The organism is Clostridium culturomicium, from assembly GCF_000821305.1.
Classification (GTDB): domain Bacteria; phylum Bacillota; class Clostridia; order Clostridiales; family Clostridiaceae; genus Clostridium_J; species Clostridium_J culturomicium.
Genome location: NZ_CCXK01000012.1, coordinates 142271 through 154570, shown reverse-complemented (window position 1 = coordinate 154570; position 12300 = coordinate 142271). Strand labels below are relative to the sequence as shown.

Annotated in this window: 11 protein-coding genes; 1 reads left to right on the top strand and 10 read right to left on the bottom strand. The window is 33.7% G+C overall.

What is annotated here, in order from left to right; all coding sequences use genetic code 11:
* Positions 1-28 precede the first annotated feature (28 nt).
* A complete protein-coding gene (locus BN1075_RS01345) occupies positions 29-451 on the bottom strand; it encodes a hypothetical protein (RefSeq protein ID WP_040191219.1) in 423 nt (140 codons plus the stop codon).
* A gap of 207 nt (positions 452-658) precedes the next feature.
* Between BN1075_RS01345 and BN1075_RS01340 the strand changes: the two genes are divergently transcribed.
* On the top strand, positions 659-1564 hold the full coding sequence (locus tag BN1075_RS01340; RefSeq protein WP_040191218.1) for a radical SAM protein: 906 nt from the start codon (positions 659-661) through the stop codon (positions 1562-1564).
* A gap of 45 nt (positions 1565-1609) precedes the next feature.
* On the opposite strand, the gene BN1075_RS01335 is transcribed toward BN1075_RS01340, so the two are convergent.
* The 9 genes from BN1075_RS01335 to BN1075_RS20495 all read right to left on the bottom strand — a co-directional run bounded on the left by BN1075_RS01335 (position 1610) and on the right by BN1075_RS20495 (position 12300).
* Positions 1610-2239, bottom strand: coding sequence for a tRNA-uridine aminocarboxypropyltransferase (locus tag BN1075_RS01335; protein ID WP_040191217.1), 630 nt, complete (start codon positions 2237-2239; stop codon positions 1610-1612).
* Positions 2240-2262: 23 nt separating this feature from the next.
* Positions 2263-3795, bottom strand: a complete 1533-nt coding sequence (locus tag BN1075_RS01330; RefSeq protein ID WP_042386782.1) for a HAMP domain-containing sensor histidine kinase — start codon at positions 3793-3795, stop codon at positions 2263-2265.
* Between the two features lie 6 nt (positions 3796-3801).
* A complete protein-coding gene (locus BN1075_RS01325; RefSeq protein ID WP_040191216.1) occupies positions 3802-4479 on the bottom strand; it encodes a response regulator transcription factor in 678 nt (225 codons plus the stop codon).
* A gap of 203 nt (positions 4480-4682) precedes the next feature.
* Positions 4683-6068, bottom strand: a complete 1386-nt coding sequence (locus tag BN1075_RS01320) for a peptidoglycan-binding domain-containing protein (protein WP_040191215.1) — start codon at positions 6066-6068, stop codon at positions 4683-4685.
* Between the two features lie 62 nt (positions 6069-6130).
* On the bottom strand, positions 6131-7492 hold the full coding sequence (locus BN1075_RS01315) for a peptidoglycan-binding protein (protein ID WP_040191214.1): 1362 nt from the start codon (positions 7490-7492) through the stop codon (positions 6131-6133).
* Between the two features lie 52 nt (positions 7493-7544).
* Positions 7545-9224 (bottom strand): S8/S53 family peptidase, encoded by a 1680-nt coding sequence (locus BN1075_RS01310; RefSeq protein WP_040191213.1) that lies wholly within the window; start codon positions 9222-9224, stop codon positions 7545-7547.
* Between the two features lie 27 nt (positions 9225-9251).
* Positions 9252-10967, bottom strand: a complete 1716-nt coding sequence (locus tag BN1075_RS22415; RefSeq protein ID WP_042386814.1) for a S8 family peptidase — start codon at positions 10965-10967, stop codon at positions 9252-9254.
* Between the two features lie 183 nt (positions 10968-11150).
* Positions 11151-11843 carry a helix-turn-helix domain-containing protein gene (locus tag BN1075_RS01300; protein WP_040191212.1) on the bottom strand — a complete coding sequence of 231 codons (693 nt, stop codon included), beginning with the start codon at positions 11841-11843 and terminating at the stop codon, positions 11151-11153.
* 79 nt (positions 11844-11922) lie between these two features.
* Positions 11923-12300, bottom strand: a complete 378-nt coding sequence (locus BN1075_RS20495; protein WP_081911452.1) for a DUF3783 domain-containing protein — start codon at positions 12298-12300, stop codon at positions 11923-11925.

The following is a 12300-nucleotide window of genomic DNA, read 5'->3' as shown; positions in this document are numbered from 1 at the left end:
AGAATTCGAAAAACACCTTTAATATTTATTAAACATTCCAATCAATATACTTCACTAATCTAGAAATAAAGTACTCACAATCATTGCTCGAAGCTTCCTTAACATCTTCAAAATATATTAATTTACTTTCTTTATCTACTAAAAGTGATAATCCTCTTTCTACATCCATTATATATATGGAGCCTAAAGGTGATGTTGTTTCCGTGGATATAAAATACTTAATTTCATCAAATACTTTAGACATTATCTTTTCATCATGTAAATCAATATTTGGTTCTATTGTTACGTTAGAAATAAATAATATATTATTATTTTGATTTTCTAAGACATATCGATCAACTGATATCCTTTCCACAGTACTTTCATTCTTTTTACCATTACGCAGATTTATGAATATTACAAAAATCAATCCCAGTAATATAAATACCAAAAACCTCTTTATAATTTTCATTTGTCTCCTCCCCCCAAATAATTCTTTATGATAATAAAACAAGTCTAGTGCCGCCCATTTATTACTTTTAACTCACTAATTTTATTATATCATTATTTATACTTAGAGATTATACTGTACTTATGTATAATGTATATATAAGAATAAACCAGTATAATTTTCACTTTCATCATACATGTCTAACATGTTCATTTGGAGGATAAAGAAATGATAGATTTAAAGATATTAAACCACTGCACTGTATGTGCACGTAATTGCGGTTCAAATAGAAATACTGAAAACCTAGGCTTTTGTAAAAGCGGTACAGCAGTAAAGCTGGCTAAGGCTTACGGACATATGTGGGAGGAACCATGCATTTCCGGTGAGAAGGGTTCTGGAACTGTGTTCTTTTCAAACTGTAACCTACGCTGTGTATTTTGCCAAAATCACGATATTAGCCAAGAAGATATCGGTAGAGAGGTTTCTATTAAGCGTCTTAGTGAAATCTTTTTAGAGCAGCAGGCAAAGGGCTTCCACAATATAAATTTGGTTAACCCAACCCACTACATTCCTCAAATTATCTGTGCTCTAGATATTGCTAAGGAAAGGGGACTTTCAATTCCAATCGTATATAACTCAAACGGCTATGAAAACCTCGAAAGTATAAAAGCCTTAAAAGGTTACATAGACGTCTATATACCTGATTTAAAGTACTTTAATGATAAGTATGCTATTAAGTATTCTAAAGCACCAAATTACTTTAACATCGCTTCTGAAGCCATTAAGGAAATGGTCGAACAGGTTGGTCCCTGCAAGTTTGATGAAAATGGAATCATGACCAAAGGGGTAATTATCCGTCATTTAATGCTACCTGGACTTCTCTTTGATTCTAAGAAAGTAGTGGATTATATCTTCAAAACCTTTGGAGATAACGTGTTTTTAAGTTTGATGAATCAGTATACCCCTATGTTTAAGGCAAGTGAGTATCCTGAAATAAATAAACCACTTAATCCTGGTCATTACGATTCTTTAATTGACCACTGCCTTGATTTAGGCTTTAAAAATGCCTTTATTCAAGAAAGCGGCAGTAACACTACTGCCTTTGTACCAGATTTTAATCTTCAAGGTATATAAAAAATCAGCCAAGGATTATTTAATACTAACCCTTGGCTGATTTTTCTATTCACATTTATGTCCATTAGCTCCAGCTTTATAGCTTCTTTGAAATAATTCAAAGGTTGCTTCTAGTGCCTTCGCAGAGGAGTGTTCATCATTTATTTCCAACACCTTCATTGCCGCTTCAATGGTGCAGATCCCACCCTCTGGAATTCCTCTTCTCAGCTTAAACTGTGATTCCTTTTCTATATTTAAAGTTAATAGAGGCAACGACTTTAAATATGGACTTCTATTAAATATTTTTTTCGCTTCCTGCCAAGTTCCATCAATAATTATAAAGGCTGCTTTCTTATCAGTTTTTTCAAAAGTCTTTTCCCTATGCTTATTCTCCTCATCTACTGGAAACAACAGGTATAACTCAAATTCTCCACCTTCAATAAGCTCAATTAGCTTCGCTGGAGGAATCTTTCTTTCCCATATAAATATCTCTGTAGAGCCTTCATTAACAAGCTTTATTAATCTGGCAGTATTTGTTGGTCTTGTTACTTCCTTTTGAGAAGATAATATCCATATTTGAGCCTTTGTATTTATCCTTGAAACCCTATTACAGATGCAGTTTATTCTTGGCACTCCACAGAATTCACAGGTATCGCAAACTTTTGTTACCTGCCTTACTTTATTTTTATTTTCCATATCTTCACCATTGTTTCTTATTACTAAATTTCTCTATTTTCACTTATACCTTTAGGCAAAGTAAAATAAAACTTGACCCCTATATCTGTGTTCATAACTCCATAGGTTCCTCCATGAAGCTCTATAATGTTCTTAACGATAGATAGACCTAAACCTGTTCCGCCTTCTTTTCTATTTCTAGACTTATCAACTTTATAGAACTTATCCCAGATCTTGTTTAACTCTTTATCCTCAATAGGACTTCCTGAATTCTCAAACTCAACGCTGACTCCATCTGCCACCTGATTCATTGCAATATTGATTTTTCCGCCTACAGGTGTATGCCTGATAGCATTAGTTAAAAAGTTGGTCACCACCTGATCTAACTTAAAAACTTCCCCAGCGATCTTACAACTTAAGAGTTTGGTTTCCACTTGAATTTCCTTTGAATCTATGCTGTGGCTAAGCTTTTTAAGTACATTTCTAATAAGTTCATCCAACTCAAAATCTTCTTTATTTAACTCAATTTTTCCACTCTCTAAAGAGGACAACTCCAACATATCCTTAACCAAATTCCCCATCTTATCAGCTTCCTGTAATATGACTTCTAAAGAACTCTCCAAGCTTTCCTCAACAAATATACCATCCTTAATTCCTTCAGTATAACCCTTTATTAAAGTTATAGGTGTTTTAAGCTCATGGGATACATCTGCGATAAACTCTTTTCTCATATTTTCAATTTTTCTCTCTTTATCAATGTCCTCTTGAAGCTTACTATTAACATCTTTTAATGAAGTTAATGCATCATTTAAGTTTTCCCCTAGAAAATTCATTGTGTTTCCCAGATTTCCAAGTTCATCCTTGGATTTGACTATGCACCTTTCACTAAAATCCATCCCACTCATTTTGGTTGCAACTTTATTAATTCGCCTTAAAGGTTTAGTTATGAACCTTGAGTATATAAAGCATAATACTACAATTAATAAAATAGCTATTATAAAAAAGTATTTATAGAAGGTTCCTATTACAGTAACAGCCTCCTGTACATACTGCAGAGAAGTATATCCCATTATAATATTACTACCATCCATTACTGCTGATGCCAGGTACTTCGTATCTCCCTTTGAATCTGTAAAGGAAATTGTTATCTGTTCATTATTAACCAGCTTCGTAATTAAATCTCCATCACCTTGTATGGTTCTAACTATATAGTTGAACATATTCCTATTATTGTTATCCACTACTTCAGAATTAGTTTTAAAATATACAATCAGATTTGTCTGAGTGTTCATTACTGCAACAGAGGTTTTATATTGACTTTCAAACTTAGCTATACTTCCAAGAATTTCACTTTCATCATTAGCCGTGGTCAAAGTGTTTTTAAACTTTAAAACGTTGCTCTTAATGTCAGACTCCTTTTGATTATAGTAAGCATTTTCAAATAGCATTCTCTGACTAGTCAGCGTAATAATCAAAAATGATATAAAAACCACCATTGTAATTATAAACATCTTAGCGGTGATGCTTCTCTTAATCCTATCAATAACATGCATAATATACTTTTTAATCTGCTGCATAGATTATTACACCTCAACCTTATATCCAAATCCTCTTACGGTAACAATGAGCTTATTCATATGTTTTAGTTTTTCTCTTAATCTTTTAATTGTAGTATCAACAACTCTGATATCCCCTTCAAAGTCATAGCCCCATATCTTTGTTAAAATTTGCTCTCTTGATAAAACTATATTCTTATTGTCTAAAAAATAAACAAATAAGGAAAACTCTGTTGGAGAAAGGTTTATATCCTCTCCGCTTACTGTAACCCTATGGCCTTCAGCATCAATATATAAATCCTCAATTGTTATCCCAGATTCCTTCTCCTGTGGTTCCACATAAATTCTCTTTATAAGCGCTTTAATCTTTGCCACAAGAACCTTGGGACTAAAAGGTTTAGTCTCATAATTGTCAGCACCAAAGCCTAAAGCAAAAAGCTTATCCTCATCCTCTGCTTTTGCACTAAGCATTATAACAGGTATATCCCATTTATTTCTAATATGTTTAAGGGTTTCAAAGCCATCCATTACAGGCATCATTATGTCTAATATAATAAGTTGAATTGACTCCCTGTTTAAAACCTCTAATGCCTTCACTCCATTCTCACTATGAAAGATATTATAGCCTTCCTTTTTTAAATATGCACCTAACAAATTTCTTATATTTTCTTCATCATCAACCAATAAAATATTTACATTATTCATTGTGGTTCACCCCAATACGCCTATTTCTATCTTAAATTTCTATCTTTAATTATATCTAATTTCTCAAAAGATTTACTTTAAAACTTCATATTTCATAATATATTAACTATATTTTATTCCTTGTATTTGTCATTCTAATGTCAAAAAAGTTATTTTCAAATAAAAATCCAAGCTAATTATACTTACTAGCTTGGATTTCAAACTTATTTACCTTTATATCTCACCTTTGGAACATCAGTTATTTCGGCGCATGGTACTGGTGGTGTAAAATATTCATAGTCTTCATTATCCATGCTTTGTCTCGCTTGCCCAATGTCAGCTCCTTTTAACTCTGCAATCCTTGTTACTCCTGTATAAATGGCAGATATCTTATACCAGGTTGCATAATCAACCTCTCCTGTTTGAGGTAAGTTGAAAACTTGTTGAAATAACTTAACTTGTTGCGCTGTTGCTGGTCCATATACACCATCCACTGCTACCTTTCCAATTAAAGGATAGTTTCTTGCAATTCTGTTTAGGAAAGTTTGGGTAGTCCTAACAGGCTCACCTTTACTTCCTATTTTTAATATATAACCAGGATATGACTTTGGTGATCCTGATACCTTCGGTGCTCTATCAAGCACAATATCATTGCCATAATAATGAGTTAATATTTCATATGGAGTATATCCCTGCTCTCCTAAATCCTTGCTTCCCCATTGTGTCATCCATTCTGGGCATTGGACGTATTTTCCATCACAGTATTGAGTTAACAGCGGCTGTTTAGCCCCCTCTCTCTTCACATAAGTTGAAAAGAGCTCATCCACAATAATACTTATATTTTCAAAGATATTTCTTCCATATACAAAAGCTTGATCATATGCTGTAGAATTAGTAACATCAAAATCATAGCCTTTACTTCTATACCATTCAGTATAAATCCTATTTAACGCAAAAGAATTAATAGCATATACATTAGCCCTTATTGTACTACTTGGCCAAGTTGCATATATTTCACTGCTGGCTACATTCTTAAGGTAATCAGTATATGAAACCTTATAGTTTGGAGCACTGCTGTCTGTTGGTGAACCTGCATGAACAATTATATATTCTGGCACTACTGGTTCTGGTAATACCACCAATCCACTAGGTGGTGGTGGAAGAGGTTTTTCAGGATCTTCTGGAATCTTAGGTGGATACTGTCCAAATTGAACATTAGGTGGAATATTAATTATTTCTTCTAATTCTACGTTTTGCTCCATTTCTCTGTTCAATGGAGATTTAATTAAATTGGCAACCTGAATTGCCTTTTCAAACGGTAGAACTTGAACTCCCTTTATAAGTAAATCAGTATATCCCTCTGCAACAATTTTAATGTCTACTAAAGCATATGGAATAAGTGTGTTATCTTTATTAAGTGATCTATCTATTGATGGAGTTTCTACCTGTAGTACCATTGTTCTACCTTCAATATCAGTTATTAAGGTTGTTGGTTGTAATCCTGTATTTTCCTCTTCATTTGTATTAGATATCGTAACCTTCGCATTAGGAACTGGTATAAATGTATTTCTTTCATACACTTGAACTTGTAAATTCCCCGTGTCAGCCATAAAAATCTCCTTAAAATAGTACTTCATTTATATTTTATGACACAATACTAAAATAGTTACCTTTAATTATTCCTAGGATATCTTACCTGCGGACGTTTGCTTCCCCATAATGGAGGGAATGGTGGAATAAATACATCAAATTCTTGTTCCTCAACTTCAGCACTTCTAAGTTCAGCAATCTTTGTTACCCCAACATATATAGCCGAAATTTTATACCAAGTTGCATAATCAACCTCGCCAGTCTGAGGTAAACCAAAAATCTGTTGGAAGGTCTTAACTTGCTCCGCTGTTTTAGCATCATACTGTCCATTAACTGGAACTTTAGGAATAAGTGGATAATCCTGAGATATCCTATTTAAAAACTCTTGAGTAGTTCTAACCGCATCTCCACTACTTCCAACCTTTAATATATAACCAGGATAAGATTTAGGGCTGCCCTCTACTACCTTTGCTCTTTCTAATACTATATCATTGCCATAGAAATTAGTTAGGATTTCATAAGGAACATAACCTTGTTCTCCTAAATCCTTGCTGCCCCATTGAGTTAGCCATCCTGGGCAACTAACATTTCTTCCATCACAATACTGAGTTAACAGTGGTTGCTTTGCCCCGGCCCTCTTAACATAAGTAGAAAATATATCATCTACTACTCGGCTTATTGTTTCAAATATATTTCTTCCAAATGAAAAAGCTTGATCATATGCAGTAGAGTTAGTTACATCAAAATCATATCCTTTTCCTCTATACCACTCTGTATAAATTCTATTGAGTGTAAAAGAAATTATACAATACACATTAGCTCTTATCGTTGCTTCTGGCCAGGTTGCATAAATTTCACTGCTGGCAACATTTTTAATATAATCCCTATATGGAACCTTATAATTTGGTGCTGCACTATTTGAAGGTGTCCCAGCATGAACAACTATATACTCTGGAACTACTGGTTCTGGTAAAACAACTAATCCGCTTGGTGGTGGTGGTAATGGTTTATCTGGATCTTCCGGAATTTTTGGAGGGAAATCTCCATACTGCCTATTTGGCTGAATATTAATTACAATGACATTTGTTTCAATTTTACCTGTTTCTCTATTTATTGTTGCAGGCTGCATATTACATACCTGTATAGCAGTTTCATCTGATAGTATCTGACATCCATTAATAGCTAAGTCATCATATCCTGGCACCCTTATCAATATGTCATATAATCCATAAGGCATAATCTTATTATCTTTATTTAATGACAATTCAACTGGTGGTGCTTCTAAGTCTACCACTGGACTTTGTCCTTCTCTATTTGTTGTTAGAGTGCTTACCTGCTCTCTCATTCCTCTTACTGTTCTTGATATTGTTATTTCAGCGTTACTTATCGGAACTGCAGAATTACTCCTCAGTACCTGCACCTGTAAACGACCTATACTGCTCATAAAGCTCTCCTAAAAAAAGTTATTTCATCAATATTCTATGGTATTAAACCAATTATAGTTCCACTAATAAATCATTTAACTTATTTATATCAATAATACTGTAACAGTTGTTTAAATGACGGGTTGATACCCTTGCCAATAGCAGTTTAATTCCCTTTAAATCTATATTGGGATTATGTCCATCTATAACAGCCCACTGAAGAATTAATATTACCATCCAGCACAATATACAGCCTGATACAGCCACTCCGTCTATTTTTAAAATTCCATGCTCATCCTCAATAAGCAAACCTCTATTATCAACCACCATACTTTCCTGTGTCCTTTTCTTCATATCCTCACAAGGCTTTCCTGATAAAATTCTTATGCCCCCTTCATACTGTGAGTAACACATGCTTGTAAGAGCCTTTACAGCGGTCGCTGGAGTTGTAAGTGTCCTTCCCTCACATGGATGTCTAAAGTTAACATTATAATTTGTCAGCGCCTTCTTCGGCAGCCACATATCATACTCTCCATAAATAACTTCTCGTCCTTCAAGATTAACTATCCAAGTTCCTTGAACTGCGTCCCTTATTTTAATGATAATCTCCCTTTCATTTGATTTTAAGCTTGGAGGCATAGACATAATCTCTACATTTCCACCATTAAAATCAAAGTTTAATACTTCAAAAAAATTTGAAGTATCAAATTCTGATGTTTCTTCCATTAAAGGAGACATAACCTTAAATACCAGCTTATCGTGTATATTGGTCCATAAGCTTATTTGAAAATCATATCGTGTTTCGTCCTTATCATCCCTTGTCTCATTTCCTACAATTATCGGTACATATAGAACAGTATCATTTCGGATATCTCCTTCACTGTGTCTATAACCATCACCCTCATTGCCGTTATTTACAATTACAAAGAAATCATTATTGATATTGGAAAAATAATTAATATATCTTTCTAGTACTGAATTTCCATTTCGCCCACCTGAATTGCTTTCAACAGGTAAATATACAACCATTGGACCTTTGCTAACTTTATTTAATTCAGCAAAGTACTGCAATGCTTTTACCACATCGTAGGTTTCATATAAGTTTCCATTTCTAAACTTGATACAATTCATATTTCCAGTTATTACTTCAGCTCTTTTGAGTTTTACAATAGCAAAGTCACATTGATTCACGGAATTATATCTGCTACCTCCAATTGCCTTACATATAGTAGTTCCGTATCCATCACTATCAAGATATTCAAATTTTTTGTGAGGAGTATCACACTCCCTATAAAGCTCTATGACTTCCTCAATATATCTTCTATCATACACCCTTCCATAAAAATTATCTTTTTGATTCTCCCAATCTATAGTTTGATCCCATATAACTTTAATTCTGCTCTTCCCACCTTCCTGAATAAATTCCTTATCTAAATAATCTATCCCCCCACTTATAACTCCAACTGTTACCCCACTCCCATTATAGTGAGAATTTAAATTTACACACTTATCCTCAAGTCTATAATCTTTTTCCTCTATTTGCGATAGTTCATATATATAGTTTTGTTGAATACTAACTATCCCTGGAATATCTCTAAGAAAGTCCTTAACTCTTCCTTCTTCTATAAGCACAACATAATAAATAGGCAACTCCTCATATAAAAAAGCATAATCTAACTTCTCCACCTGATTTTTAATATCTCCATAGTACTCTATAAAATATGTCTCATAATCACTTCTAAGGTTATTCATATGACTTCCCCCTTTTCCTTTATTCCTCTAGGTTGAGATAACTTCGTTTTCCCATGTCTCTAAAGCTTTTTCTACACAAAGAGTTCCATACCCCCAGACATTATCAGGATATTCAATATCCACCCTTGTTCTATTAGCTCCCTTCAATAAGAAATACTTTAATCGTTCTCCATATAAATAAGGATCATTTCCTTTAATAATCCCAAATTCCATTAATAAGGCACAAGCACCTGCAACCGCCGGAGTTGCCATAGATGTTCCCGACATGGGCTCAAAGCCTCCATTAGGCGTTGTTGATTCAATATTCTCACCTGGCGCAACTATATCAGGCTTTACCGGCATTAATAGTGCATTACCTCTTCCTGAGAATGTCGATATTGTGTAATTAGCATAATTATAGCTTCCAACAGTAACAACATTTGCAACCGTACCAGGTATACCCAGAGTATTATTTTCATCTGGATTTAAAAACCTTGTATCCGCATTTAACCCTTCAGCTATAGGCAGCCACAAATCGTAATTGCCTTTATAATTAGTAATAGTATTTATCTCTATTGTCCAAACGCCATTAGTTATAAATCTATTTCCAACCCCTGAAATTATAATCATTACTTCTCCATTTATATTAAAAGGTGTTGGACCTGTATTATATATAAAGTACGAATCTCTCAATAAAACTCCTGTATTTACTGATGTAACAAGTCTTAGAGGATTTGTAGTATTACCTGTAGGTGAAGTAAGTTTTAAGGTAACATCATTTAAGAAGTTTTTATATAACTCAATAATTATTACCCTTTCCTCAGCACCAACATTAAACTGTATTCTTTGTGTTCCTTTTAATGCACCACCTGCGTGATGGGCTCTTCCACCTTCATTTCCTGCTGCTATGGCAATGGTGACTCTCTGACTTTTCGCCACCACAGAAATATATTGCTCTAACAAACTCTGCCCATCATGAGCCCCATCATTGGTACTAAAACTTATATTAATTACTAAGGGTTTATTTAATTCGTAAGATTTATCCGTTAAAAACTTTATTCCTCTCATCAATTGTGTACTCTTACCATTCTCTTGTTTAGATTCTCTCGCCATCTTCACCATAGCAATTGAGCTCTTTGGTGCAACTCCATAATACCTCTTAGGAATATTTCCACCAGCACAAGCAATTCCAGCAACATGAGTTCCATGTCCTACTGCATCTATATGTGGAACTATAGTATTAGGTCTGTCACTCTTTATAGCTTCATTTATTTTTGATTTATTGTATATAGCTCCACCACTGCTTAGGTCATATATATACTCAATTCTCGTATCTCCGTTTTCTGTTCTGAAAGCTGGATTTAAGTAATCTATGCCAGAATCTATAAATCCTATAAGAACCCCTTCTCCATACAAGTTATATTTTGAATTTGCTTCTATTACACAGGAGGCTCTGTTACTTGGTTCGTAAGCCAAATATAAATTCTTTGGAAGCTCAATATAATTTATCTCCTTTATATCAAACAGCTCCGTAATTCTATTTCCTGCAATAGTAATAATTCCATATCCATATCCTAAATCCTCAAATACTCCACCTAAGGCCTCAACTTGGGTCTTTAATAGTGCTGGACTTGCCCCATATAAAACCACAACCTCAACCTTATTTGCAGTTGGATCTTCTAAATCATATGCTCCTATAATTTTATCTTTTAACTCTTTGGGTACATTCATCAATAGATTTAAAGTTCCGCTCGTAGTATCCAAATAAACACCTCCAAATATCCTATACTTATATATATGATTAAAGGTGAAAAGACTTAACTTAATAAAAAAAGACTATGAAAGATTTGTTTTTAACCTTTCATAGTCTTTTTTTAGGAAACTCTTTTTCATATTCATTCAAAAGAGTAGGTTCACATTAGCCAAATCAAAGATTTGGATGCTAACTTAAAGTTCTACCTCAAGTCTGTTAAGCTTGGCGATTACCTTAATCTCCTTTGGATGAGCCGTTTCAGTACGCACCATATTTTTATTGCTTATCATTAGAACCTTGTTGCTATCTAATTTTTTAAGCTGTCTTAAAACACGCTCGCCATTTACATCTATTAAATATATTTTGTTATTTTCTATTTCAGATGTTAAATTTGCAAAAGCTAAATCTCCCTGGCAGATTCTAAAGCCTAATAAATCATCATTTTCAATTTTAATATATAAAACCTTATCCTGTGCATAACCTTCGATTTTATTAGATATAACAGGAAGCTCCTTCTTGCCTATTGGTTTATTTAAATCGTAATTATATACGCTTACTGATTTTAAAACTGAACCAAAAGCATCATTCCATACATCGTTGATGGTTTCCTTAACTTTATTAGCCTTAACCTTAGCATATCCTGTTGGAGCATTTTCTGCTGCCTTTCTTTCCTCATATGCTATGTTATCAAATAAAGTTGTCATCTCTGATAAATCTCCACCTAAAACCTTTCCAGCTCTTTCGATAAACTTCTCTTCAACAACTTTTCTTCCTGTCTCAACTTCATTTATATAACCTTCAGAAACTCCAAGCTTTTTAGCAAGCTGCTTCTGAGTCATTCCTTTATTATTTCTTGCTGCTTTGATTCTTTCACCAACTGAACTCATGAAAAAATATCCTCCCCATACACTTAATTAAAAGTAAACCCCTTCTCATATTAATTCGAAGGAGTTCCTTTTAATTTATTTATTTCTTATATAATGTTCTCTCTTGCACTAAATGGTCAATAAGTTCATATAATGACATCTTCACGGAATTCGGTGTTGTTGAAGCAAGTATAGGCTCTGAACCTAATACCTCTCTTACATTTTTAACTCCATTTTGGAGATATACCCCTTGAAATCCGTTAAATATCACTACTTTTTCATCTGGAAGTACTTTTAGACTTACCTTAAGCTCCTGCCCCTTTAATATCTGCTCTAATGTGCAGTTGCCCATATCTGAAGTTATTACCAGCACAGGTTCTTTACAGATCGTGCTGAATTTTAAGTTAAGTTTATCTAGCTCCTCTTTATTAAGTCCATAGGCTAAAATTAATCTTTCCTTAAAAATCCCCTTCATCAT

Bases quoted from the DNA above. Each gene is read 5' to 3' on its own strand.
- BN1075_RS01345 (WP_040191219.1), bottom strand. From the start codon at position 451: ATGAAAATTATAAAGAGGTTTTTGGTATTTATATTACTGGGATTGATT.
- BN1075_RS01340 (WP_040191218.1), top strand. From the start codon at position 659: ATGATAGATTTAAAGATATTAAACCACTGCACTGTATGTGCACGTAAT.
- BN1075_RS01335 (WP_040191217.1), bottom strand. From the start codon at position 2,239: ATGGAAAATAAAAATAAAGTAAGGCAGGTAACAAAAGTTTGCGATACC.
- BN1075_RS01330 (WP_042386782.1), bottom strand. From the start codon at position 3,795: ATGCAGCAGATTAAAAAGTATATTATGCATGTTATTGATAGGATTAAG.
- BN1075_RS01325 (WP_040191216.1), bottom strand. From the start codon at position 4,479: ATGAATAATGTAAATATTTTATTGGTTGATGATGAAGAAAATATAAGA.
- BN1075_RS01320 (WP_040191215.1), bottom strand. From the start codon at position 6,068: ATGGCTGACACGGGGAATTTACAAGTTCAAGTGTATGAAAGAAATACA.
- BN1075_RS01315 (WP_040191214.1), bottom strand. From the start codon at position 7,492: ATGAGCAGTATAGGTCGTTTACAGGTGCAGGTACTGAGGAGTAATTCT.
- BN1075_RS01310 (WP_040191213.1), bottom strand. From the start codon at position 9,224: ATGAATAACCTTAGAAGTGATTATGAGACATATTTTATAGAGTACTAT.
- BN1075_RS01300 (WP_040191212.1), bottom strand. From the start codon at position 11,843: ATGAGTTCAGTTGGTGAAAGAATCAAAGCAGCAAGAAATAATAAAGGA.
- BN1075_RS20495 (WP_081911452.1), bottom strand. From the start codon at position 12,300: ATGATGAAGGGGATTTTTAAGGAAAGATTAATTTTAGCCTATGGACTT.